16 protein-coding genes are annotated in these 25,875 nt (G+C 41.1%); 6 read left to right on the top strand and 10 right to left on the bottom strand.

The window, feature by feature from the left end; translation table 11 throughout:
- Positions 1–9: 9 nt before the first annotated feature.
- The 8 genes from NSP_RS04995 to NSP_RS04960 all read right to left on the bottom strand — a co-directional run bounded on the left by NSP_RS04995 (position 10) and on the right by NSP_RS04960 (position 12,541).
- Positions 10–1,638 carry a hypothetical protein gene (locus NSP_RS04995; protein ID WP_006195566.1) on the bottom strand — a complete coding sequence of 543 codons (1,629 nt, stop codon included), beginning with the start codon at positions 1,636–1,638 and terminating at the stop codon, positions 10–12.
- A gap of 73 nt (positions 1,639–1,711) precedes the next feature.
- Positions 1,712–4,969, bottom strand: coding sequence for a tubulin-like doman-containing protein (locus NSP_RS04990; RefSeq protein ID WP_006195565.1), 3,258 nt, complete (start codon positions 4,967–4,969; stop codon positions 1,712–1,714).
- A gap of 16 nt (positions 4,970–4,985) precedes the next feature.
- Positions 4,986–6,122: a vWA domain-containing protein gene (locus NSP_RS04985; protein WP_006195564.1), complete on the bottom strand. Its 1,137-nt coding sequence runs from the start codon at positions 6,120–6,122 to the stop codon at positions 4,986–4,988.
- Between the two features lie 226 nt (positions 6,123–6,348).
- Positions 6,349–7,926, bottom strand: a complete 1,578-nt coding sequence (locus NSP_RS04980) for an NAD(P)H-quinone oxidoreductase subunit 4 (RefSeq protein WP_017803853.1) — start codon at positions 7,924–7,926, stop codon at positions 6,349–6,351.
- A 152-nt stretch (positions 7,927–8,078) separates the two neighbouring features.
- Complete coding sequence (locus NSP_RS04975; RefSeq protein WP_006198067.1) at positions 8,079–8,528, bottom strand: hypothetical protein; 450 nt, start codon at positions 8,526–8,528, stop codon at positions 8,079–8,081.
- Between the two features lie 212 nt (positions 8,529–8,740).
- Positions 8,741–10,828, bottom strand: a complete 2,088-nt coding sequence (locus NSP_RS04970) for an NAD(P)H-quinone oxidoreductase subunit 5 (RefSeq protein ID WP_006198066.1) — start codon at positions 10,826–10,828, stop codon at positions 8,741–8,743.
- 201 nt (positions 10,829–11,029) lie between these two features.
- Complete coding sequence (locus NSP_RS04965) at positions 11,030–11,416, bottom strand: thioredoxin family protein (protein WP_006198065.1); 387 nt, start codon at positions 11,414–11,416, stop codon at positions 11,030–11,032.
- A gap of 411 nt (positions 11,417–11,827) precedes the next feature.
- Positions 11,828–12,541 (bottom strand): NnrU family protein, encoded by a 714-nt coding sequence (locus NSP_RS04960; RefSeq protein WP_017803852.1) that lies wholly within the window; start codon positions 12,539–12,541, stop codon positions 11,828–11,830.
- A gap of 562 nt (positions 12,542–13,103) precedes the next feature.
- On the opposite strand from NSP_RS04960, the gene NSP_RS04950 reads away from it, so the two are divergent.
- The 3 genes from NSP_RS04950 to NSP_RS04940 all read left to right on the top strand — a co-directional run bounded on the left by NSP_RS04950 (position 13,104) and on the right by NSP_RS04940 (position 17,427).
- Positions 13,104–14,117, top strand: a complete 1,014-nt coding sequence (locus NSP_RS04950; RefSeq protein WP_006198062.1) for a LysR family transcriptional regulator — start codon at positions 13,104–13,106, stop codon at positions 14,115–14,117.
- Positions 14,118–14,479: 362 nt separating this feature from the next.
- On the top strand, positions 14,480–15,862 hold the full coding sequence (locus NSP_RS04945) for a serine/threonine-protein kinase (RefSeq protein ID WP_006198061.1): 1,383 nt from the start codon (positions 14,480–14,482) through the stop codon (positions 15,860–15,862).
- Between the two features lie 164 nt (positions 15,863–16,026).
- On the top strand, positions 16,027–17,427 hold the full coding sequence (locus NSP_RS04940) for an ABC transporter substrate-binding protein (RefSeq protein WP_006198060.1): 1,401 nt from the start codon (positions 16,027–16,029) through the stop codon (positions 17,425–17,427).
- A gap of 327 nt (positions 17,428–17,754) precedes the next feature.
- On the opposite strand, the gene NSP_RS04935 is transcribed toward NSP_RS04940, so the two are convergent.
- On the bottom strand, positions 17,755–18,474 hold the full coding sequence (locus NSP_RS04935; protein WP_006198059.1) for a Crp/Fnr family transcriptional regulator: 720 nt from the start codon (positions 18,472–18,474) through the stop codon (positions 17,755–17,757).
- Between the two features lie 332 nt (positions 18,475–18,806).
- Here NSP_RS04935 and NSP_RS04930 point away from each other — a divergent pair, with 332 nt between their 5' ends.
- Entirely contained in the window at positions 18,807–19,634 is an 828-nt protein-coding gene (locus NSP_RS04930; protein ID WP_017803851.1) for a DALR anticodon-binding domain-containing protein, read from the top strand.
- Between the two features lie 1,224 nt (positions 19,635–20,858).
- Here the strand turns inward: NSP_RS04930 and NSP_RS04920 are convergent.
- On the bottom strand, positions 20,859–21,734 hold the full coding sequence (locus tag NSP_RS04920; protein ID WP_006198057.1) for a Cof-type HAD-IIB family hydrolase: 876 nt from the start codon (positions 21,732–21,734) through the stop codon (positions 20,859–20,861).
- Positions 21,735–21,815: 81 nt separating this feature from the next.
- Between NSP_RS04920 and polA the strand changes: the two genes are divergently transcribed.
- Both polA and NSP_RS04910 read left to right on the top strand, forming a co-directional pair.
- Positions 21,816–24,728, top strand: coding sequence for a DNA polymerase I (gene polA / locus NSP_RS04915; protein WP_006198056.1), 2,913 nt, complete (start codon positions 21,816–21,818; stop codon positions 24,726–24,728).
- Between the two features lie 191 nt (positions 24,729–24,919).
- Positions 24,920–25,846 (top strand): DUF4351 domain-containing protein, encoded by a 927-nt coding sequence (locus tag NSP_RS04910; protein ID WP_006198055.1) that lies wholly within the window; start codon positions 24,920–24,922, stop codon positions 25,844–25,846.
- The last annotated feature ends 29 nt before the right edge of the window (positions 25,847–25,875 follow it).

The raw sequence follows: 25,875 nt of genomic DNA, 5'->3' as shown, positions 1-25,875 counted from the left end.
TTTATTTAGCTATTCAACTCCTTGTTTAAGTCTGACAATAGAATTTTTTGTATCATAAATATTTTTATTACATTCTTGAAGATGAGCAATAACTACTTGAAAACCTTTGGTATTTACACCTGTTTGTTTATTAATTCCTTGAATCATTGTATTATTCACAGTTTGATACTCAGAAATTAGTAGAGAATTATTATTTTGTAATAATTTAAGCAAATCTAACTGCTTCTTAGCAAATTCAACATTAAATTGATGGACATAGCCTTCAATATTACTAAAAAAAGTTTGAATTTGTTGATTATTACCATCTATTTGGTTAGAGACACTAGCAATTGTAAAATTAATTTCTGCTGTATATTCTTTCACGGTTTCCAATAACTGATTAATACCTGTTATTAACTCATCTAAACTATTCAGTTTTTCTGCTACTTTTTTATCTGATTTATCCAGCTTGTTAACTGCTTTTTCATAACTTTTAGCTCCTTGGTGAAGTTGAGGAATAATTTCACTCAGAAGATTTTGGTTAGTTTGATGTAAATCTAATACTTGCATTGAACTTTGATTAATACCTTTGATCTCTTCTCCTAAATTAATTAAACTCTGACTACAATTTTCCACTCCAATTAAGGCTGTTATAATCAATTCAGTTGTTGCTGCTAAACTGGTTGCTGATTCGGAAAATTTTTGCTGGGTATTACTCAAATCGACTGTAGCTAAAGATAAGTGGAGAGGAAACTGACTTTGATTAAAAGTTTCAGCCGACTCTTTAAATATTTGAGATGTTGATTTTAATTCAGTCATGGAATTTTCAAAATCATCAGCAGCACGAGATATAGTTCCAGCAGCTTCAGCAAATCTTTCATAAACTTGTTTAGCTAAATCTGTAGTTTCTTTATTTCCATCAGCAATTTGTTGTGCTACCTTGCCCATAGATTGTTCTACAGCTTCTCGTACTACCTTACCAAAATTTGTTAAAAATTCATCCTGCTGAGATACCATTCTATTAACTATTTTATCAAGACGGGTATCACCTTGCACTTCAGGAAGATAAATATTATCTAGATAATCTTCTAAGGAACTAATCAAGCGATATTTAGCAAGTCCACTATTAAATATAAAATTGACTACTGTTAACAAAGCACTGAAAAATAATCCTGTTAAACTTGTAGTAAATGCAATGCTCATTCCTTCGAGTGGTTTGTTTAATTCAGAAACTAAATTACTAACATCACTAGCATTAGTGTGATTAATCGTTTGACTCAGGGTAGATAAATTAATAGTAATACCTAAAAAAGTACCCATTAAGCCAAATGATAGCAGTAAATTTGGCAGAATACGACATAAATAATCTATTTGTTCACAGGTAAATCTATTGATTTTTTCCTGACTATAAACTTGATCAATTAATGCTCCTGTATTTACCTGTTCTAATTGTTTACTAGCTTGCTGAAATCTAGCCTCTAATGTTTGCACAATTTTCGGTTGTTCTCCCCTTACTCCTGACTTGATTAATCTTTGAACTTTATTAGTCAAAACTATCAAATAGCGGTAAAGAGATATGCGAAGAAACAGAGTAACTATAGATGGAATTACAACCAGAAAAAGAGTGATAAAAATTAAGTAAGGTGGTAAAGGAGGCATAAAAATTACCTTTGGTAGTGCAGGAAGATTGTTAAAAGTGGGTAGATATGAACTACCCATAAAAAACGCTATATTAGGTGAGATATTTTTCGACTATTTTTTGCATTTGTATATTATAGTATTCTTGAGGAATCAAGTTACTATCAAACAATTCTTTTAACCGTGCTAATTCTGAACGTAATTTTTCTTGATTTTGATTATCGTTATTATCTTCAGAATAACTAGGAACTATTTCACCAGCAATAGCTTTTTGAGTTCCTGTCTGATGATTGGATTGAGGTGAATTTTGGTTTCTAAATCTTGCTTCCATCTTCTTCCAAAAACGATTTATCACCCCCTCTCTAACTGTAGGTTGAATATTATCTGGTGAGACATATACTGTTTGTATATAGGGAAAATTGGGACTATCTTCGGGAATTTTTTTCAGCTTCTCTGGAAATTGACGCAGTTTGGGTAGATATTCATTTTCCCATAGGTGAGGATTATTTTGCATTTGAGCGATCGCATCATCCAAAATCTTCTTTAAAGTTTCAGCCATATTGCGGTTATTGGCCAAGTCTTCCAAAGCTTCCATCCAATGTGAACTCAAAGATACAGTATAATAACTGTCTTGGAAAGAATCATAATGTTGAAATTCTAATTCCTGATTTTCCTGATTTTCTTTTAACAACTCCAATGCTACACAAGGATAAAAAATATCCTCCAATTCTTCCATCCTTCTAGCATCAGGTGGGATAATATCAGGAAAGGAAGCGCGATAATCATTATGCAAAAAAGATGTCGGAGAATGCTGTTCTCGTAAATATGGGTTTCTCATTCGTTCCAAACTACTAATTAATCTCAAAGGAAACCCAGCATACTCATTTACAATTAAAATTTCATCATCTGCTTGCATTGCTTTTAACACAGTTGTAGAAACTCCTAAATCTTGTGTTAGCAGTTTTTTAAACTCTCTCACATCTGATTCATCTGTATCTTTATATCCTACTAATTTACTACTTTTAGCAGGATCATCGCGGAAATAAGGATCATTTAAATTTAAACGCAAGAGGGGTTGAGCTTCTTGGATAATTTGCGCTAAACGAGTTGAACCAGCAGATGAGGAATATTTTTTCATGAAGCGTTTAATCACAGAAGTAACAATATTGCTACCACGAAAAGCAAATAAACTATCAACTTTTAGGTCAATTTCTTGTTTTAGCTGAGAGTGCGTAGTGCGTTCCATATTCAGAAAAAATGCCAAAGATGCTCCTCTACCAGTTTCTTCGGTAGGTGCTGAACTTGCTAATACCAACTGAGGACGAACATCATTTTCTGGTAGCATTGTTTGATAGCAAAGTTCTATATCTTCAGTATCAAAAATTGCCTCACCACTCATTTCGTCAAAATTTAACTGTTTTAATTCTCGTTCCTCTTTGTCATAAGCAGTTTGTAAATCCTCTACTAAACTGCTAAAAGCAGCAATTTGTTTTTCTCTATCTTGAACGTGCTTTTGTAACTGATTGACAATTTTTAGTGTCTCTTGTACCACTGTGAGTTCAAAATTATGTCTAAGAATTTTACAAACTTCCTGGATGACTTTTTTACATTCGTCGTGAAATTGTATATTTTTGATATTCACAAAGGGAATACCTAGCTTATTTTCAAGTTCTTCAATTATTTGTTCGGCATTATCCCACTTTCTTTCTACATCTTCTAATCGCTTCATTCCCCCAAACTCTGTAATTTTTTCTTGCAAATCTAGTTGATATTTCTGCAATTCATGTTGCAGAGCATCGAGCCAGTTACGGGTATTTTTAATAGAAAAATTAGCTTCTATTGGTGTGAGTAATTGAATGAAATAATCATCAATATTATTGCTAAGTTCCTTGATAATTTTAGGAGCAGTCTGAATTAATTTTGTCAACCAATAGCCGCGATTACTTTCCGTTTCTCCTGGTTGAACCGTGCGAAATTGCTTGTAAAATTCTCCAGATAACTGTTGACGAATATTTACACGGTCATCTTTATTTTTACATTCAGCAATTAAACGTGACAATTTATTCTGCCAAGTTTTGATACTATTACTAAAAGTCTTGTGAGATTCTTCTACAGATTCAGATAGTTTATTAGTTAATCCATCTCGTTTTGCTAAGTCATTTTGCCAGTGATGCTGAATCAAAAATTGCTCAAGTAAGTTTAAAGGATCGGGACTTTGACCTTTACCATTTAACCAAAATTTGACTAACTCTGAACTGACTTTCGTTAAGGCAATTTGGATAATCGTATCACGAGGAAAATAAATTGCTGATAGTCCAAATGTTAAGTATCTTTGGTTATTAGGACGTGGATGTTTGTCGGACTGAATTATGTGTTGAAGGAAATTATCTCGATTACCTTTAATTACTGAACCTAGTTCACCAGAAAATTCTAGAGCTATTTTATGAGCAATCACATTACATAGCTTACCTTGGGTGAGAATTTCATATTCACTCCCTGTTTGATGAGATAGCAAATAAGCATAATCAAAGGGTGGACGTTTTTCTTTAATAATTGATAAATTTTCAATATCATAACAAGCTGCAAATTCTGTACCAGGATTGCTATAATGATTTAATTCTTTTAATGCAGCATAAGTGTTCGCACTCATGTTAGACGTATTACCATACAATTCTGGACTAATTACTAAATAGCCAAAAATCCGAGCGCCTTGTTCACTATAAATATTTCTCAGACTATAAGCAACATCCAAAAACATTCCGCTTCCTGTCCCACCGCAAAGAGAACCGACAACAAAAATACTTAATCCAGGTTCTATTTTGAGACCTGATGTCAACAAGAATGATTCATGTCCCCTCGTGCGTTTTTCTGCGGTTTCAATTACTGTTTTAATTCTTTGGTAGTTGTGAAAAAAAGCCAGTCTTCCTACAGGTCTAATACCTTTTGCACCTTCTTCAATTGCTTTAATATTTCGCAATAATTGAGGAGGAAACCAAATGCCAATATGATCATAAGGTCCGTAACTACTATATTCTGAACGCCGTTCTAGTCCTTCGACAAACATAGTCACTTCATGAGATGACATGGTAGCACTGACTTTCTCAGCTTCTTTAAAATTTAAATCAACACCATGATAGGTACTTCCTGTTCTAATTCCTGTAACTTGGGTTGCAGCTTTATCTGTGTCAATGTGAACAAAACTGACAATTGGTAAGTTATTTAAATCTCCATAGCGGTCAACTATTAAGCGTCTAATTCGCATTAAAACATCTCTACCAGTTCCACCTAAACCGATACAAATTGTGCGATTAATTCCTCTATATTGAGTTTGTTTTGCAGATGCTTGAGTCATATTTTTCCCCTGAATACTATTTTTTTATTTTGATATAAATCTCGTACTCACGCTGGCGTTTATCTGGACAATTTAGGGTAAAATTAGAACTTGATATCAGAGTCCGTGAGCTAACTTTTTTGTTGTTAAGTTCAATTTTGGAGTCTGGCTTTGGAACTAAATACAGCTTTTCTCCTTTACGTTCTAGATATGCTTCTAATTTTCCACCTGGACATTCAATAGAATATAGACAGCTAGCATCGTCTTCACCAATTGCAATTTTTTTATTGTTTGGTAATCTATATTGTTGTTCATCATCTTCTAACTTAATTCGTACCTCCCATTTTTTTTGCAATTTATTAAATTTTAATATGCTCCAAACACCAGCCGCAAATATTAGTAATAAAATTAAACTGGGTAGCCATAGCTGTTTGAATAAATAAGGATTCACCAAACAAGTTTCTTGACCTCCTGGTGCTGGCGTACAAAATTCTTGAACTGTAGGATTGATATCGACTACAGATAGTTTATAATCTTGATTAGATTGGGTTGTAATGGTGAGCGATCGCTCTTTTAAAGGTAAAGCCTTAATCCAATTTTGTCTTTCTTTACTTAGAGGTGATTCTGCTATTCTAAAAGGACTATTAGCAGGGGTTTCTATCCAAACCTTTGAACTAATTCCTGGTTGAGTAAATAACGGTGCATCAGTAATCCAAACAACCGACTGCGGCTTAATTGGTTGATTTTTAGAAAGTCGATTTTGATTAATCTGTGCTATACCTTGATATACAGTTAATTCGGCTCTTTGAATATCTGTTCCATAGCGGGTAGGATCATAATTAAAAGGAATCTTGGCTAATACTTTATCAATATTCTCTGTATTTTTATGACTAAAATATATAGCTGTTCCTAATGGATTTTGAATAGATATAACTTCATCGAAAACTAAATCTTGAGCAAAAGGAACAATGTAAACATAATCTCCAGGTTTGAGACTGTCTTCAACTATCTGACGTAAGCGGATACGGCCTTGATCATTTAAACCTACACTTTCGGTAATATCAATTGCTAAGACCACATCCCTTCTTCCATAACCAAAAATGGAGACTACATCTAAGCCGAATTTTTGCCTAGAAGTCAGCAGTTGTCCAGGGGTAATTCTTGTCAAAGTCACAAATAAGACAGTTTATTCTGTAGTTTACCTGCCAATTGCTACTAATCACAACGCATTTCATCAAAAAAATATGCTTCTTTCGGCTAACCCTCAGTTTATCTGGTTTTTGGCTTAACCGAACCGTATTGGGCGTAGCCCGATAAATTCAATCATCAGCAACGCCAAAAAAAGAGCGGGTACTGTACCCGCCCAAAAAGCAATAGAAAATTAAACAATCAATAGCTACTTAACGAACAATTTCCGGCGCTTTCAAAGAAGAAATCTGAGGCACTTCTTTTTGCTGTGCTAAAGTCGGCACAGAATCACGCAACCTTGCTGTTAACTGTACAGTCGTCGCGTCATACATCTGAGTTAGTAACTTGGGATAAAACCCAATACTAATAATTGGCACTAACAAACAAGCAACGATAAACACTTCGCGGGGTTCAGCATCAATCAAAGCTTGGTGAGAAACTAACTCTTCGTTTTCTTCACCATAGAAAATTTCGCGCAACATCGACAGCAAATAAATTGGAGTTAAAATGACTCCAACAGCCATCAAAAACACCACGATAACTTTAAAAGTAGAGCTATAAGCATCGCTGGTGGCAAAGCCGACAAAGATCATTAATTCTGCTACGAAACCGCTCATTCCTGGCAATGCTAAAGAAGCCATTGAACAGGTGGTGAACATAGCGAAAATCTTTTTCATCCGCTTACCGACACCACCCATTTCATCTAACATCAGGGTGTGTGTCCGGTCATAAGTCGCCCCCACAAGGAAGAACAAACTCGCCCCAATTAAACCGTGGGAAACCATTTGTAAAACTGCGCCACTCAATCCTAAATCGGTGAACGAAGCAATACCAATGAGGACAAACCCCATGTGAGAAATTGAGGAGTAGGCAATTTTCCGCTTCAGGTTCCTCTGGGCGAAAGATGTCAGGGCGGCGTAGATGATATTTACTACCCCCAAAACCACTAACACAGGGGCAAAATAAGCATGAGCATCGGGCAGCATTTGGGCATTCATGCGAATTAAGGCGTAACCGCCCATTTTCAGCAAAATCCCGGCTAGCAACATATGCACTGGCGCTGTAGCTTCACCGTGGGCATCTGGTAGCCACGTATGCAGGGGAATAATCGGCAACTTGACTGCATAAGCAATCAGGAACCCAGCGTATAAGGCTAACTGGAAATTGAGGGCGAAATCCTTCAAAGCCAAGGCGCGCATATCGAACGTTACCGTATCGCCGTAAAATCCCATTGTCAGGGCAGACAGCAAAATAAACAGCGACCCACCGGCAGTGTATAAAATAAATTTAGTCGCTGCATATTGTCGCTTTTTGCCTCCCCAAATCGACAGCAGAAAGTAAATCGGTACCAGTTCCAGTTCCCACACCAAGAAAAATAACAGCATATCTTGAACAGCGAACACGGCAATTTGACCGCCATACATCGCCAGAATCAAGAAATAAAATAGTTTTGGCTTGAACGTTACAGGCCAAGCTGCTAAAATCGCCAGGGTGGAAATAAACCCAGTCAAAATAATTAGAGGCATGGACAAGCCATCAGCCCCTACTGACCAATTTAAATCCAATTGAGTCACCCAGGGGTAACTCTCCACCATCTGTAAATCTGGATTGGAGAAGTCGTAAGCATTAGAAAAAGCGTAAACAATTAGTGCAAAATCTATTAACCCCACAATGAGGGAATACCAGCGCACTGTTTTGCCGTCTTTATCTGGGATGATGGGAATCAGTAGCGACGCGGCTATCGGTAACAAAATAATGGTCGTCAGCCACGGGAAATTAACTGTATTCATCGCAATTCGTCTGCAATCAGAATTATGTTTGGCAAAAAGTCACTAGTTATTAACTAACAGTTTTTTTGCACTTTTCCCTTCATTGTTAGGTTGATTTAACATAAAGCGAAAGTCCCCACCCTATGAGTACATTGAGGGTGGGGACTTTCGCGTTATGTTAAAGAGTTAATTTTGGCATTAATCACGCCTAAAGCCTGTTTGATTTCATCTATGCTCAGGGATTGTTGTTTGGCAACTTTTCCCTTTAAACTTCTGTAACTAGCAATGGATGAATCCAAATTATCGGTTGATGCGTTTGAATCAGCTGCTAACAAATCTTTCTTTTCTTGTACTAGGGTATTAATTTTGTCATTAATCACGCCTAAAGCCTGTTTGATTTCATCTATGCTCAGGGATTGTTGTTTGGCAACTTTTCCCTTTAAACTTCTGTAAGAAGCTACTGCTTCATCAATACTTCCGGTTGATGTGTCAAAAGCAATATACTGTGTACTTACATCTACAGCAGCAATAGCGGTAGGTGCTGTGAACAACAAGCTGCAAACTGAAACCAGCAATACTAATGAATAGACAACAAATTTTTTCAACGAAGGAAAAATTTTCATTTTTTTTACACCCTACAGTTCAGTAAGTTTACGTCCTGAATATTAAATCTTTCTCCGTGAGAAACCCTCAAAACTTAAATAATTTTAATATTTAAGTTTCTTGAGTAAGCTGGTACTAAAATTATGGGGTGTGACAGCCAACTTTGACAAAATTTGTGGAAAACAGGGGTAAGGTTAAAGATCATTCCATTACCTTTCCCCTGTGGTCTAGATCAAGTTACACCAAAAACTATCACCAAGCCCAAAACAGCCCCAAAGATAATTAAGGCATAGAATTGAGCGCGACCATTTTCTAAGTATTTCAGACCTTCACCACTGACGAGGGTGAAAAAGCCTGTGAGGTTAACAGCACCATCTACCACGCGGAAGTCAACTTCCATGACTTGTCTGGCTAGACGACGTAAGCCCAGAACAAAGACACGATGGTAAATGTCATCGAAGTACCACTTGTTGAGGGATAGATCGTAAAGTGGTTTGATTTGAGATGCGATCGCAGCTGGGTCAATTTTACGCCGCAAGTACATCAGCGAAGCCAAGGTAATACCAATTAAGGAAATACCCACTGAAGCCCCCGCCATGACGTAAAATTCCGTGGGGTTGAACTCAGCAGCTTTTTCCAAAACTTCGGTGAGGGTTTCGCTAGGAGGAAATATAAACTCCTCGAAGTAATTGGCGTAAGGTGTCCCCACCAAACCAATCAACATTGAAGGAATAGCCAACAGCGCCAAAGGCAAAGTCATCGTCCACGGCGATTCATGGGGAGTGTCGCTGTGATGTTCGTGGGAGTCATGAGCATTTGCTGCCAATTCTCCTTGCTTCATCGCCCCAGGGCCAAAATTAGGTGCTAGTGCGGCTGAATCTAATTCCACAACCATTGGAGCGGCGGCTTTTTTGAGTTTAGCCTTGATTTTCTCGTCAGTCCCCCGGAATTTGCCTTCAAATGTCATGAAGTACATTCTAAACATATAGAAAGCGGTAATTCCGGCAGTTAACCAGCCAATCAACCACAGCAGGGGGCTGACTTCAAAAGCATTACCGAGAATTTCATCTTTTGACCAGAAACCGGCAAAAGGTGGCACACCGGAAATGGCCAAGCAACCAATCAAGAAGGTAATGCCAGTAATGGGCATATACTTTCGCATTCCTCCCATCAAGCGCATATCCTGCGCTAAAGCGGGGTCATGACCGACAACGCCTTCCATACCGTGAATCACAGAACCAGAACCCAAGAACAACATCGCCTTAAAGTAGGCGTGAGTCATCAGGTGGAATAATCCCGCACTGTATGAGCCTAATCCCATCGCCATCACCATGTAGCCTAATTGGGAGATGGTGGAGTAAGCGAGACCCTTTTTAATGTCATTTTGGGTGATAGCAATGCTAGCCCCTAAAAACGCCGTAAATGCCCCGGTAAAGGCAATGACGTTCATGGCGGCTGGGATGTGTTCAAAAACGGGGTACATCCGGGCAATCAGGAACACACCGGCTGCTACCATTGTGGCGGCGTGAATCAGGGCAGAAATGGGTGTGGGACCTTCCATTGCATCTGGTAGCCAGACGTGCAGAGGAAATTGGGCGGATTTGGCCACTGGCCCTAAGAACACCAAAATCGCCAACAGGATGGCGAGAAAATTGCTGATAGAACCTGTTTCTACCAGTTGTGCTAGGCGATCGCCCATCACCCCAAAATCAAAGCTTCCTGTGGCCCAGAACAGTCCCAGGATGCCTAGTAGCAGACCAAAGTCACCCACCCGGTTGGTGACAAATGCCTTTTGACAAGCATCGGCTGCGGCTTTGCGATCGTACCAAAAGCCGACCAGCAAGTAAGAACACATCCCCACCAGTTCCCAGAATATGTAAATTTGCACCAAGTTGGGGCTAATTACTAGACCCAACATGGAGGAACCAAATAAACTGAGATAGGCGTAAAACCTGACATATCCTGGGTCATGAGCCATATAGCCATCGGTGTAGACCATGACTAATAGCGCTACCGTGGTGACAATCACCAGCATCAGGGCTGTTAAGTGGTCGATAGTGTAGCCCATTCTCAGGTGAAAATTGCCTGCTGCTGCCCATTCGAGGGTGCGGAGGTAAGGCGCGTGTCCTTGAATTTGACTCCACAGCAAGGCCAACGAGAAACTCATAGCTGCTCCCATCAAGGAGATGATCAATACAGCGTTGAGTTGTCGCAGGCGGTTTGTCACCTGATTTAAAGAAATTAACCCTAGACCAACCAGCATTGCCCCTAAAAGTGGAAATACTGGAATTAGCCAGGCATATTCATAGATTAGTTCCATCACTGACGCTTACTTTTAGAATTCTTGACTAAGGCTGAACTGTTAATAATTTTGACACACACCCTTGAGGATAAAATACCCCACCCAATCAGCTTTGGGTGGGGTAATTAAGCATGGTTTTATATTTGTCGAACTGGGTTTAGGGAATCAGCACTGTGAATAGTGCTACTTATAACCAGTAACTACTGCTCATAAGCTGATTTATGCTGAACGACATTCTAAGTCTGCTGTTGCTAGATTACTGTATGTTTTAGAACGGTTTTTGTAAGTAAGTTTAATTTCTTCTAAAGCCAGACGTAAATCTTCTTTACTACGGAAACTTTCTAGGCGATGCCGAACAATGCCATTTTCCACCAACAGTAAAGTTGGCAATGATTTGAGTCGATAGGTGTTAGCCAGTTTAAAATTATTATCAGCATTAACCCCTACTAACTTAATTTGATCACCACATTGAGCATTAAATTGCAATAACAGAGGGTGAATAATGCGACACAAGCCGCACCAGGGGGCTTCAAAATTAACTAAAACAGGAATTGGAGATTGTAAAACTTCTTGTGTAAATGTCCGCTCACTAACCGACAACACCATGACGCCTCTAAAATTATAAGGTTTTGATATTAAACTAGCTATCAGTAGCAGGAATGGGCAAGCCAGTCATTTCCTACATAAGCTTTAGGGAAACCATTTAGGGAAACCATAATTATGCAACTATTCCAGTATTGATTTTCACTGTGACACCAAAACCAGGGCGACTCATGCCGTGGCTATTTTGGCTTTTCAACTGCTGATTGCTGCTGCCAAGAAAATTTAAACTGCTGTGCTATCGGTTCCCCAGGAAAGGCATTTGACTCACAACACACCACTATAAAATATCAAACTGACTGAGCGCACCCCCACTGACAGCTATTTCAATTCATACTACATTGATTTGGCGGCAGTTGATCATCAGAAGTTTTGACTGACTTGATATTGTTTGTGGATAGTGGGGATCAACTCAAACTACCATTGTATCCTACTAGTTGCTACAAGTAACAGGGGGTGCGCCCAAGAAAGCAGTGCTATAAAAATTCCTACTCCTAAGTAGGCAGGGCGGAGAAATTCCTGCCATTTGATAGATTGACGACCATCAATAATTGCTAGGAAAGGAATAATTGATGTCCGCTCTTTGGCCATTTCAAAGGCCTGACCATAGCGCGCAGCCAAGCGGCGATCGCCATGCCAAACTCCAAACAAGTGATGCAATATTAACCCCATGGAAGTCACTAGGGTAAAGCTAGTTCCTAACCAAAGGGTATGAGCAAAACACCAAATTATTTGTCCTACCATCTGAGGATGGCGGGTAATACGAATAATTCCGGACTCGAACAGATAGACTTGGGGCTTTTGAATGGCGGCAATTTCTAGTAAATTGAAGGTAGCAGGATACAAAAATAAAAAGGAAATCGCTGATAATACCCAAACTACTTCTCTCACACCCGGCACGGACTGCACTAGCCAAAGTTGCAAACCATCATAGCGATGATTGAAAAAGTAAATAATTAAGATTACAGCTAACGGTAAACTAACTAATGCAAAGCAAATGCGATAAAGCCTTGCTCCTATGTGTTTTTCTGCCCAAGGACGTAAGGCGGCTCCTCCACTGTGAGCGATCGCGAAAGCTAATTGTAACCCCAACATGACAAAATGACTGGGAGTAAGCCAAGAATTGATCATAGTATACATAGGTGAAGTTATTTAACAAAAATTTAACTCAGTACAACCATTACCACAAAGTTTTCTTAAGGAGACTTTCGTCACACAATTTGGGATTTGAGATTTGCGATCTTCGCAGCCTACGCAGCGCAGCGAGTATTTTAGATTGACTGTACCCACAAAGGTATACAGTTTGGGGATTTTAGATGTTTTACCCTCCCCTGGCGGCGGGGCTTGAACCAAAACACAATTCAAAATCCCAAATCCCAAATCTAAAATTGTACGGTCAAGATGTTGTGGTACTGTCTTTTTCGAGTCAAGCCTCCAAGTTGAAGATGCAACAAAACAAGCGAGCGTGGAAAGCTGAAAAACTTGATTACATCGTCACTAGTCATGAGTCAAGAGTCATTAGTTTTTTAGGGTGTATACCCCGCCCCTCATGGCTGTAAACACTAATGACTCAGGAATTAGTTCCCACCATCATGTGGTTAACTAAGCACTCAGGACTAATGACTAATGACTCCGCGTAGCGGATTGATTTGTTGCCCAAGCTGCTCCTTTCAAAATTTGTGGGTTGAGCCTTATGTCTGACCTTCCTTTTACTTTAGATCAGTTACGTATCCTGAAAGCGATCGCAGCAGAAGGGAGTTTCAAGCGCGCTGCTGATAGTCTTTACGTCTCCCAACCTGCTGTGAGTTTGCAAGTGCAAAATTTAGAACGCCAGCTGGATGTGCCTTTATTCGACCGTGGAGGTCGTCGCGCACAATTAACCGAAGCTGGACATCTGCTCTTAAGCTACGGTGAAAAAATCCTGAGTCTTTGTCAGGAAACCTGCCGCGCTATCGAAGATCTACAAAATCTCCAAGGTGGTACTTTAATTGTCGGCGCTTCTCAAACCACTGGCACTTATCTGTTACCTCAAATGATCGGTATGTTCCGGCAAAAATATCCAGATGTGGCTGTGCAATTACACGTCCACTCTACCCGGCGCACCGCTTGGAGTGTCGCCAATGGACAAGTTGATCTGGCGATTATTGGTGGCGAAATTCCGGCTGAACTGGCAGAATCTTTGGAAGTCATGCCCTACGCTGAGGATGAATTAGCCCTGATTCTACCCATATTCCATCCCTTTGCTAAACTCGACAAAATTCAAAAAGAAGACCTATATAAACTACAATTCATTGCTCTCGACTCCCAATCAACTATCCGTAAAGTGATTGATCAAGTACTAGCACGCTCTGATATTGATACCAGGCGGTTTAAATTTGAAATGGAATTAAATTCCATAGAAGCCATCAAAAATGCCGTGCAATCAGGCTTGGGTGCTGCTTTTGTCTCTACCTCAGCCATCGCTAAAGAATTACAAATGGGTGTACTACGATGTACTCCTATTGAAGGTGTGGTCGTCAAGCGAACGCTGTGGATGATTTTTAATCCTAATCGCTATCGTTCCAAGGCGGCAGAAGCCTTTAGTCAAGAAATTTTGCCTCTGTTTGCTACCCCAGAATGGAATCAAGATATGTTAAAATTCTCACAACCAAAAATAGTAGTAAATACACTGGATGCAGCCACTACTAACTCTGCTGACGCAGGCTAACATCTAGTCATTAGTCTGTTGTCATCAGTCTTTTGTTTTTTGTTGCAAATGACTACTGACTAAATAATTACTAAGGGACTTACAAATAAAAAAATACGAAATCACTTAACGCACAAAACCTCTCAAACCCTCATAACTCTGTGTCCTCTGCGCCTCTGTGGTTCGTTTATTTAGATAATTTATTTCGTAAGTCCCTAATTCGTAGTTCGTAATTCGTAATGAATAAGTTAGGACACAACTTCCTTAATTTGTTGGTGGGAAAAATACAATTTATTCCCGGTTCCGATTAAATCGATTTATTGATGGCAGAAGAATTACGAATTACGAATTATCATTACGAATTATTCTGACTAATAAGTAACATGAAAGTTTACTGTACTCGTCCTAGCTGCCCTCGCCCTGAAAACTATTTTGCGGACTTAGATGATCAGACAACGCTGAAAACAACACAACAAAAATACTGCACTACTTGTGGGATGCCCCTGTTGCTCTATGGTCGGTATGTGCCAACTAGACTGCTGGGAAGGGGCGGTTTTGGTACAGCTTTTTTAGCACGCGATCGCCATATGCCGGGAATGCGTAAATGTGTAGTGAAGCAGTTCCAACCTGCGGGAAGTTTATCTTCAACTCAACTGGAACAAGCACAAAAGTTGTTTGAAAGAGAAGCAGAAGTTTTAGCCCAAATAGGTAGCCAAAACGACCAAATACCTGATTTATTTGCGTTCTTTCCCATCAATGTTGATAGTTTGCAAGCAGGGGAAGAAGACCAGTTTTTTTACTTGGTACAAGAATATATTGATGGGCAAAACCTGGAGGAAGAATTAATTCAAAATGGCAAATTCTCTGAACAGCAAATTTTAGAGGTACTGCAAGAAATTCTGAAGGTATTACAGTTTGTCCATGACAAAAAAATTATTCACAGAGATATTAAACCTTCTAATATCATGCGTCGTCGCGATGGCAGATTGTTTCTGCTGGATTTTGGCGCAGTTAAACAGGTAACAAATGCTGCATCTGGCGGCGCTGCTTCTTCTACTGGCATTTATTCTATGGGATTTGCCCCACCTGAGCAAATGTCTGGGAATCAAGTCTTTCCATCTACAGACTTATACGCGTTGGCTGTAACTCTTCTCAACTTGCTGACAGGAGAGGAAGCAACTAAGCTATTTGATGCCTATACTAACCAGTGGAAATGGCGTAATCAAGTGACTGTCAGCCCTCACTTGGCGGATATTTTAGACAAAATGCTTCTCCCTGCTGCTAATCAACGCTTTGCGTCGGCTGATGACGTTCTTGCAGCCCTGTCTCAACAATCAATCCCCCCAAAAGTCTTACAAAAATCTCAGACTCAGCCTCCACAACCGCCCAAAATTCAGCGAGTACAATCTCAACCAGCTTTTTCCACTTGGGAATTATTGGGTGGAGCCGCTTTTAGTGGGTTTGAGGGTGCATTAATTGCGATCGCTCTTTATAGTTTATTTGGATCAGATATTATAATTTCGGGAGCTGCTTCTGCTGTGATTTTAGGTATACTGATTTTTGCCCAAACTAGGCGCTGGATTGAAAAGTTTGATTTATTAATCATTCCAGGAATTACTTTCGCAATTATTTTTTTTGTTCCCTTTTTGCGGGCTGGAATTAACATTCCACAAATAGCCGTGCTAGCCGTTGCTGCTGGTTTAGTCGCTATTTCAGTTACAGCTATATTTCGTTTGATTTATAAATTAATATCTTTGATATTTTAATTATCTAGCGTTTGACAATTGGGTAGGTATAAAGAAATAATCAACCACATATTAAAACAGATGTAGACGCGTTAGCGGCTTGCCGTAGGCTACACAGATGAAGGTGATAAATTTGTGTTTTATTGATCAGACAATCGCTATAGTTAACAAGTTAGAAGGCTGATATGTCCCACAAGAACGAAACTAAAGTACTTTTGTTGTCCCTGCTAGTTACATTAGGATTAGTTGGTGGGGGTTTATGGTTATTTAAAGAGCAAATATTTCCCCAAAACCAGTCCGGTAATAATCTGCCAAGCACAGATAATCAATCCATCTTTGAACGCATTAGTTTTGGAGAAAAAAATTTAATTATCGGTGAACTTAGTCCAGCTAAAAAGGAGGGTGTGCAAGCTTTAGCAGATCAAAATTATGCTCAGGCGATCGCCAGTTTAGAAAAATCCTTAAAACAGCAGCGTAATGATCCCCAGGCACTGATATATCTGAATAATGCCCGCATTGGCTCTGCTAAAAGCTATAGTATTGTGGCATCTGTACCGTTAGGCACTGATCCCAACTCTGCTTTAGAAATTTTACGTGGTATCGCCCAAGCCCAAAATACCATTAATACCTCTGGAGGAATTAAGGGAGTGCCTTTAAAGGTAGGGATAGCCAATGATGATGATAATCCCCAAATATCTCAACAAATCGCTGCTAGCTTAGTCAAAAATTCGGATGTCTTAGGCGTAGTTGGACCTAATGCCAGTGATACGACTTTAGCAGCAGGGGATATTTATAATACTGGGAAATTGGTAGCCATTTCTCCTACCAGCACTTCTGTCAATATTACTAACTTTAGCCCCTACGTTTTCCGCACAGTTCCTAGTGATTTTATGGCTGCTAGAAGCTTGGCTAATTATATGGTCAAAAACTTGCAGAAAACCCAGGTAGCAGTTTTCTTTAATTCCCAAAGTAATTACAGTCAGTCTTTGAAAACTGAATTTGTTTCATCTGTGTCCTTGGAAGGCGGTCAGGTATCGAGTGAATTTGATTTGTCACAGGCTAATTTTAGTGCTGCGAAAAGTTTAGAACAAGCCACTAGGGAAGGTGCAGAAGTTTTGATGTTCGCAACTAATACTGAAACTCTAGATAAAGCTTTGCAAGTAGTCCAAATTAACAAAAAACAGTTAAATTTACTGGGAGGAGATGATGTTTACAACATCAAAACTTTAGAAGTGGGTGGAGAGCAAGCCTCTGGGATGGTACTAGCAGTTCCCTGGCATATTGAAGGGGAGAGCAAGTCAGAATTTCCCCAAACGTCTCGGCAGTTGTGGGGTGCTGATGTCAGTTGGCGAACTGCGATGGCTTATGATGCCACTGTCGCCCTGATTGCCGCATTAGAAAAAAATCCTACACGTTCGGGGGTACAACAGGCACTTTCTTCGTCTGATTTTTCCACAACAGGCGCTTCTGGTGCAATTCGATTTTTACCATCAGGCGATCGCAGGTCCCCTGTTCAATTGGTGACAATTGTTCCTAAAACAAATTCTCGTTCTCGTACTGGCTATGACTTTGAACCAATACCATAATCAGCCAAAACCAAAAGTGCGGAATGTGAGTCTAGTACATCAAAAAATAATTAAACACACTTGAAAACTGCTGTAGACATGCTATTAGCCCTTGCCGTTGGGGCGGACGCAAGGGCCATAGACTGGTCATTACCAAAACATTTATTCTCCCTTCTAAATGTTTTGGTAAATCGAACAAATTGAGCATTGAGATTTTTTAATCAACACATTACCCAATTAAGCGCAATCTGTTTGTGGTGGTCAAACAGATTGGTTAAACCAAGCAGCAAGTAGGTATTGCTGACTCTAACTTACTGTGACTTTTTGTCATCAGCTCTGAACTGCGTTTTAGTTGACTCGATTGATCGAATCTGCCGGCAAGCAAATGAGATTGTCTCCTTGAGTCAGAATTAAACCGCGTTGACGCAACTTGCCCATCAAGCGAGTCACAGTTACACGAGTTGAACCAATAGCGCTACCAATTTGGGCATGAGTCAAGGGGAAGGGCAAAGCGTACCCACGAATCACATCGGGGTCGGTTTCGCTCATGGATGGCTCTCCATATTCCTCAATCAAGAGTGTGAGGAATCCTAAGAGTCGGTCAATTGTGCGCCGTTGTCCCAAGGCACTTAGCCACAGCAATTTACGCTGGTGCTGATACCTAAAGGCATCCATGACTTCACGCCGGAAGTGTGGCCAGTTGTCTAAATCGTGCCAGTACATCCACAGCACCGCAGTTTGGTCAACGTGGGCGTATGCTTGGAGCGTGAATGGTGACTGAGCAACAATTTCAAATGGCTGTCCCGCACCGACAAAACCCAAAAAGGCTTCTTCTGGAGTTCTGTTAATTCGTCGAGATGTTAGCTGACTAGCAGTAGCACTAACTTGTGCGGTTCCTACCATGCGGATAGCACCCCTTTGTACCAAGTAGAGCAATCCAGGCCGGGCTGGAATGCGTTCATCTTTGCTAAAGGTGCGGCAGCGATAGTGTTCTTGAGCCCAGTCAAGAATTCGTTGCCAAGTCAAAAAAGGCCGTGATGCCTCAGAAAAAGAAGATGGAGATTGCATAGGTAACAAAGAGCGTTCGGCTGAAGACAAAGACGTAATAAAAAGGTGCAAGGAGTGTCTTTGTGTTGGCAGAGTAGGCTTAACGCCTAACAGCGCCAGCCATACAAAGAGTAGAAAAGCAGTTAATTTGCACTCTACTCTTTTGTTATACTTCCTACTGTACAATGATTGTAGTAAAATTTACTTACTATTCATAGAATATTCATCAAATTTTATGCTACTCTCATTTTTCTTCATCAAGTTTAGATTTATATCTTAAGATAGCTGAAGAAAATATACAAATAAGTAAAGTATACCTCTTGAGTGCAGGTTTATGATATTAAAAGCTACTAATGAGCAACTATACAGCAATTAAAAGCTTAATATATAGCTACTTAGTATATGCCCTAAGTATTGATACACTGAATAATGAATTGATCAGCATTGAAACTAAAAAATTTCCTCTCTACAAAGGTAGAGACAATAGTCGAGTTTTATATATTTCAGGTGTCGCCCTCCGGTTGGGGAAATCTCATAATCAAACAAATCTGGAGATAGCCAGTGGTATTGTCTCTCACTTATCAGCACAGCGTGGCGACGTTTTTAGGGTAGAAATAGTTCCCCCTGGATGGATTTATTTGGAATTAACCCATCAATTTTTAGCTACTTGGTTACAAAGCCTGGTAGTTACCAATGCAGTTAGTGGTGGGGAAATGGAAACAAGCAAAATTACCAAACAAAATCTGTCTCGTTTGTTTACTATTCAATACGCTCATGCACGCTGCTGCTCATTGCTGCTGCTAGCTCACCGAGAAGGATTAATTAAGCTTACAGAACCGATGCCAAATTTGGTGTCAATAGAGCAAATACCTTGGCTCAACGATGAGCAAAAACTCCGCCTCAGTCACCCAGCAGAGGGTCGTTTAATTGCCGAGTTAGTAGAAGTGATAGACAATTTAGAGTGTCCTGATTTGAGTGGTGCGGTGAACTGGGAAAAAGTAGCACTGAATTTAAGTCAAGCTTTTGAGGCGTTTTGGAGCCAGTGTCGTATTTGGGGTAAGGTAAAAATTTCTTTCCCAGAATTATCCCAAGCCAGACTGGGATTAGTAATCGCTACTCAGTCTGTGTTGAGGTGTTTACTGGTAGACAAACTGGGTGCTGTTGCTCCTGTGGAGTTATAGCTGGGGAGTGGGGAGTAAGAAGAGGCAGGGGGGCAGGGTGCAGGGTGCAGGGGGGAAGAGGCAGGGGGGCAGGGTGCAGGGTGCAGGGGGGAAGAGGCAGGGGGGCAGGGTGCAGGGTGCAGGGGGGAAGAGGCAGGGGGGCAGGGTGCAGGGTGCAGGGGGGAAGAGGCAGGGGGGCAGGGTGCAGGGTGCAGGGGGGAAGAGGCAGGGGGGCAGGGTGCAGGGTGCAGGGGGGAAGAGGCAGGGGGGCAGGGTGCAGGGTGCAGGGGGGAAGAGGCAGGGGGGCAGGGTGCAGGGTGCAGGGGGGAAGAGGCAGGGGGGCAGGGTGCAGGGTGCAGGGGGGAAGAGGCAGGGGGGCAGGGTGCAGGGTGCAGGGGGGAAGAGGCAGGGGGGCAGGGTGCAGGGTGCAGGGGGGAAGAGGCAGGGGGGCAGGGTGCAGGGTGCAGGGGGGAAGAGGCAGGGGGGCAGGGTGCAGGGTGCAGGGGGGAAGAGGCAGGGGGGCAGGGTGCAGGGTGCAGGGGGGAAGAGGCAGGGGGGCAGGGTGCAGGGTGCAGGGGGGAAGAGGCAGGGGGGCAGGGTGCAGGGTGCAGGGGGGAAGAGGCAGGGGGGCAGGGTGCAGGGTGCAGGGGGGAAGAGGCAGGGGGGCAGGGTGCAGGGTGCAGGGGGGAAGAGGCAGGGGGGCAGGGTGCAGGGTGCAGGGGGGAAGAGGCAGGGGGGCAGGGTGCAGGGTGCAGGGGGGAAGAGGCAGGGGGGCAGGGTGCAGGGTGCAGGGGGGAAGAGGCAGGGGGGCAGGGTGCAGGGTGCAGGGGGGAAGAGGCAGGGGGGCAGGGTGCAGGGTGCAGGGGGGAAGAGGCAGGGGGGCAGGGTGCAGGGTGCAGGGGGGAAGAGGCAGGGGGGCAGGGTGCAGGGTGCAGGGGGGAAGAGGCAGGGGGGCAGGGTGCAGGGTGCAGGGGGGAAGAGGCAGGGGGGCAGGGTGCAGGGTGCAGGGGGGAGAAGACGGTAACTTCCCAATGACTAATGACTAATGACTAATGACTAATGACTAATGACTAATGACTAATGACCAATGACTAATGACTAATGACTTTTCTCGTAAGTATTGACTCATTTAATAACCTCGGCTATATTATCAGGTGTGTGAGGAGCGAACCAGCGAAGGCACCGAGACGAAACACGGTCAGTCGTCGGTGTCTTTTCTGATTTTATTAGATAAAAATAATACTCTTACGACAGTAAAAACTTCTCGATCGCAGTTGCAACTCCATCTTTTTCTACATGAGGAGCTACCCATTGCGCGATCGCCTGCACACCTTCTGGAGCATTACCCATAGCTACACCAATACCAGCATATTGCAGCATTTCAAAGTCATTAAAGTTATCACCAATAGTCATCACATTGCTACTTTCTAAGCCTAGCAGTTCTTCAGCTATGTAACGCACCGCAGTTCCCTTGTTCACTAAGGGATTAGCGGCTTCAAAAAAGGTGGCGACAGATGTTGTTAAATAAAGTTCCGCAGGTGTGTATTGGCGGCGCAAATTCCCCAATAGCTCGTTGATCGCTTCTGTATCGTCGCACAAAGCTAAGATTTTTGTGGGTTCATTGCTGAGGACTTGGCGCAAATCCCCCACAGCAATGGGATTAATACCAGAACGTTGGGCATAAATTTGAGTTTCTGGACTCAAATCTCGGACGTAAAGCTGATCATTTATATAGAAGTGGACGGATAGGAGCGATCGCAGATGCGGCTGTTCAAAATAATCTAGTAGCTGGTGCGCCATGTCTTTGGAAACAGCCCAATGACGATGAATTTTCTGATTAGCTGGGTCTTGAATCCAAGCGCCCTGATAAGCTGATAATGGCAGCAGAGAGTTAATTTCTTGATGGAAGCGTAAAGCCGAACAATACATCCGACCAGTTGCGATCGCCACCTGAATTCCTTTAGCTTGTACTGCGGCGATCGCCTCCTTCACAGGTGCGCTGATAGTGTTAGACTCTCCAGAAATCGTCCCATCTATATCTAAAACCAGTAACTTAATATTTTGTGCAGCTTTAGCATAGTTAGCAGTCAATGTCAAGTCAGAGGCAGATGCTTTGTGCATAAATTCCCTAGGTTTGAACTCCCAATATGAGGTTAGCAGTCTCTAGGGGGCAGTGGGTAACACTTAGGCTAAAATATGGTTATGTCTCAAACTTCCAATCCTGTCACCGCCACACGTCCCACGTTCATCCTTGTAGATGGACACTCCTTAGCCTATCGTTCTTATTTCGCTTTCGCCAAAGGACGAGATGGTGGATTGCGTACCAAAGAGGGAATTCCTACCAGCGTCTGTTTTGGCTTTCTGAAATGTCTGTTAGAAGTCATGACGACAGAACAGCCAGAAGCGATCGCGATCGCCTTTGATTTAAACTTACCAACATTTCGCCACGAAGCCGACGACACATATAAAGCAGATCGTCCAGGAACACCAGAAGACTTTATTCCTGACTTAAAAAATCTCCAAGAATTACTCACAGGCTTTAACTTACCCATTTTCACAGCCCCAGGTTATGAAGCCGATGATGTCTTAGGAACCCTAGCACAAAAAGCATCCGCAGCAGGGTATAAAGTCAAGATTTTGTCAGGTGATAAAGATTTATTTCAACTTATTAACCCAGAGCAAGAAATCACCGTTTTAAACTTTAGTCCAGATGCTCTAAAACGCTCCACAAATAGCATCACCGAATTTAGTATAGAAGAAGTTAAAGCCAAATTAGGCGTATTACCTACACAGATTGTTGATTATAAAGCCCTCTGCGGTGATAAATCAGATAATATTCCTGGTGTTAGGGGGATTGGCGAAAAAACCGCCGTACAGCTACTAACTAAATACGGTTCTCTGGCTGAAATTTATGCAGCCATAAACGAAATTAAAGGCGCAGTACAGACAAAACTAGCAGCAGGTAAAGAAGACGCGGAAAAATCGAAGTATTTAGCAAAGATTGTCTTAGACGTTCCCCTAGAAATCAAATTAGAAAACTGCAAATTAACAGGATTTGATACCAGTCTTCTCACACCTATTTTAGAAAAATTAGAATTTAAACATTTCTTAGGAAAAATAGACGAACTTCAGCAACATTTTGGCGGAGAAATTGCAGAGACTTCCACAGCAACCCCCACCGATGACGAAGACGAAGATATATCATTTTTCACACCTGCTGAAACAGCAGCAGCAATATTACAGCAACCAGCTTCATTAATTCAACCCAGGATTATTAACACCCCCGAAAAACTCAAAGAATTAGTAAAACTGCTGGAAACATTTACTAACCCAGATATCCCCGTCGCTTGGGATACAGAAACTTCAGATTTAGAACCACGGGATGCGACCTTAGTCGGAATTGGCTGCTGTTGGGGAACACAACCAGATGAATCAGCATATATTCCCATAGCGCATAAATTTGGGGAAAACTTGAGCCAAGATGTGGTATTTGCAGAACTCAGTCCCATTCTGACAAGTGCTGATTATCCCAAGACTTTCCAAAATGGCAAATTTGACCGCTTAGTATTTCGTTGTCAAGGAATTAAGCTGGCGGGAATTGTATTTGATACCATGTTAGCCAGTTATGTTCTCAATCCAGATACTCCCCACAACCTGAATGATATATCACTGCGTTATTTAGGTTTAATTCTCAAAAGTTATGAAGATTTAGTTCCCAAAGGACAAACTATTGCTGATATTAGTATTGCATCTGTGGGATATTATTGCTGTTTGCAAGTCCACGCTACATTTCAACTTGTGCAGAAATTACGAGAGGAACTAGAAAAGTTTCCCGCTTTGCATAAATTATTATTAGAAGTAGAACAACCGCTAGAAGCAGTTTTAGCGGAAATGGAATATACAGGTGTTTGCATTAATTCAGCTTATTTACACGAACTATCGCAGCAATTAGAGATAGATTTAGCCAAGTTAGAGGAAACAGCAACGTCAATTGCTGGAGAAACATTTAACTTGGGTTCTCCTAAACAATTGAGCGTCATCTTATTTGATAAATTGGGATTAAGTACCAAATATTCCCGAAAAATCAAAACTGGTTACTCTACAGATGTAGCGACATTAGAAAAACTCCAAGAAGTTGATGAAACTGGGTTTGTTGATGCCATGATGGAGTACCGCACTTTATCTAAATTAAAGTCTACTTATGTAGATGCGTTACCAGCATTAGTCCGTCCCGATACTCAGCGACTCCACACTAATTTTAATCAAACAGTCACAGCTACAGGTCGCTTATCTTCTTCTAATCCCAACTTACAAAATATTCCTATTCGCACAGCTTTTAGTCGTCAGATTCGCAAAGCATTTTTACCAGAATCAGGATACTTAATGGCTGCGGCTGATTACTCACAAATAGAGTTGCGAATATTAGCTCATTTAAGTCAAGAGCCGATATTATTACAAGCATATCAGCAAAACGAAGATATTCATACTGTCACAGCCCGGTTGGTGTTTGAAAAATCAGATATTACATCAGATGAACGTCGCATAGCTAAAACTATCAATTTTGGTGTAATTTATGGTATGGGTTCGCTGAGGTTTTCCCGTTCCACTGGGATAGATAAAAGTATTGCTAATGAGTTTATTAAGCGATTTAATGAACGTTATCCCCAGGTTTTTGCATATTTGGAAGGGGTTAAAAAACAAGCAATTTCCCAAGGTTATGTCGAAACTATTCTTGGTCGTCGGCGTTATGTTGACTTTAAAAATGATAGTTTAAGAAAACTAAAAAACAGCAAACCCGAAGACATCGACTTAAGTAAATTAAAAAATCTCGGTCCTGAAGATGCGGGATTATTACGTTCTGCTGCTAATGCGCCAATTCAAGGTTCCAGCGCTGATATTATCAAGATTGCGATGATTAGAATGCATGAAGTTTTGCAGAAATATCAAGCACGTTTGTTATTACAAGTTCACGATGAATTAGTGTTTGAAGTTCCTCCCCAAGAATGGGAAGAATTGCAACCACAAATTAAATCAGTTATGGAAAATGCTGTAACTTTGAGTGTTCCATTACTGGTAGATGTCCGCGCCGGTGATAATTGGATGGAGACGAAATAATTACAGTTAAATTTACAGCACTTTGCAAGTAAATGTAGTATCGTAGGGTGCGTTAGGATGAAATCCGTAACGCACCAAAGCCTTAATAATGGTGCGTTACGCTGCGCTCTAGCGTAAGCCATGCCCCTTGGGCTATACACACCCTACTTGTTTGTTCAATAATCAAATAGTATTCCTATATCTTACTGTTTATGATTGATCATGATCGCTTATTTAAGGAGTTGCTAACAACTTTTTTTGTAGAGTTTCTAGAATTGTTCTTACCAGAAGTGCTAACTTATTTGGAACAAGATTCTATAGAGTTCTTGGATAAGGAAGTTTTCACTGATGTTACTGCTGGAGAAAGATACGAAGCCGACTTAATTGTTAAAGCTAAATTTCTGGGTCAAGACTCTTGCTTTTTGATTCACGTCGAAAATCAATCCTCTAAACAAGCAAGTTTTGATAAGCGGATGTTTCGCTACTTCTCCCGGTTGTATGAAAAATTCGACATACCTGTATATCCGATAGTTTTATTATCTTACGATTCTCCAAAAACGCCGGAAACAAATATACATCAAGTCGCATTTCCTCACAAAGTTATTTTACAATTTAACTATGATGTCATTCAGCTAAATCAACTCAATTGGCGTGATTTTCTACGTCAACAAAATCCCGTAGCTACTGCGTTAATGGCAAAAATGAACATCGCACCAGCAGAACGCCGTCAAGTCAAGTTTGAATGTTTGCGTCTGTTAGCGACGTTAAAATTAGACCCAGCTAGAATGCGGTTAATTTCCGGTTTTATTGATACTTATTTACGCCTCAGTCCCCAAGAGCAAGAACTTTTACAAGCTGATATTGCTACCATAGAACCAAGACAACAGGAGGAAGTTATGGAAATAGTTACAAGTTGGATGGAAGAGGGAATTGAGCAAGGAAAAGAACAAGCAACACTATCTTTAGTTATGCGCTTACTTCCTAGAAGGGTTGGTACGCTGACACCGGAGTTAGAAGCACGGGTTCAGCAGTTATCGCTGACTCAGTTGGAAGATTTATCTGTAGCGCTGCTGGATTTTTCCTCAGTAGAAGATTTAACCGCTTGGTTGGAACAAATTCCAGTCAACACTTCTAATTAGGGATAAGGGACTAAAAAATCAAAAAATAC

This window comes from Nodularia spumigena CCY9414 (genome assembly GCF_000340565.2).
GTDB lineage: Bacteria > Cyanobacteriota > Cyanobacteriia > Cyanobacteriales > Nostocaceae > Nodularia > Nodularia spumigena.
This window is presented reverse-complemented; position numbering and strand designations above follow the sequence as displayed.

Excerpts from the sequence above, each read along its gene's own strand:
- polA (WP_006198056.1), top strand. The coding sequence starts at position 21,816 with ATGTCTCAAACTTCCAATCCTGTCACCGCCACACGTCCCACGTTCATC.
- NSP_RS04975 (WP_006198067.1), bottom strand. The coding sequence starts at position 8,528 with ATGAAAATTTTTCCTTCGTTGAAAAAATTTGTTGTCTATTCATTAGTA.
- NSP_RS04930 (WP_017803851.1), top strand. The coding sequence starts at position 18,807 with ATGAGCAACTATACAGCAATTAAAAGCTTAATATATAGCTACTTAGTA.
- NSP_RS04990 (WP_006195565.1), bottom strand. The coding sequence starts at position 4,969 with ATGACTCAAGCATCTGCAAAACAAACTCAATATAGAGGAATTAATCGC.
- NSP_RS04935 (WP_006198059.1), bottom strand. The coding sequence starts at position 18,474 with ATGCAATCTCCATCTTCTTTTTCTGAGGCATCACGGCCTTTTTTGACT.
- NSP_RS04970 (WP_006198066.1), bottom strand. The coding sequence starts at position 10,828 with ATGGAACTAATCTATGAATATGCCTGGCTAATTCCAGTATTTCCACTT.
- NSP_RS04950 (WP_006198062.1), top strand. The coding sequence starts at position 13,104 with ATGTCTGACCTTCCTTTTACTTTAGATCAGTTACGTATCCTGAAAGCG.
- NSP_RS04940 (WP_006198060.1), top strand. The coding sequence starts at position 16,027 with ATGTCCCACAAGAACGAAACTAAAGTACTTTTGTTGTCCCTGCTAGTT.
- NSP_RS04910 (WP_006198055.1), top strand. The coding sequence starts at position 24,920 with ATGATTGATCATGATCGCTTATTTAAGGAGTTGCTAACAACTTTTTTT.
- NSP_RS04960 (WP_017803852.1), bottom strand. The coding sequence starts at position 12,541 with ATGATCAATTCTTGGCTTACTCCCAGTCATTTTGTCATGTTGGGGTTA.
- NSP_RS04945 (WP_006198061.1), top strand. The coding sequence starts at position 14,480 with ATGAAAGTTTACTGTACTCGTCCTAGCTGCCCTCGCCCTGAAAACTAT.
- NSP_RS04980 (WP_017803853.1), bottom strand. The coding sequence starts at position 7,926 with ATGAATACAGTTAATTTCCCGTGGCTGACGACCATTATTTTGTTACCG.
- NSP_RS04920 (WP_006198057.1), bottom strand. The coding sequence starts at position 21,734 with ATGCACAAAGCATCTGCCTCTGACTTGACATTGACTGCTAACTATGCT.
- NSP_RS04965 (WP_006198065.1), bottom strand. The coding sequence starts at position 11,416 with ATGGTGTTGTCGGTTAGTGAGCGGACATTTACACAAGAAGTTTTACAA.
- NSP_RS04995 (WP_006195566.1), bottom strand. The coding sequence starts at position 1,638 with ATGCCTCCTTTACCACCTTACTTAATTTTTATCACTCTTTTTCTGGTT.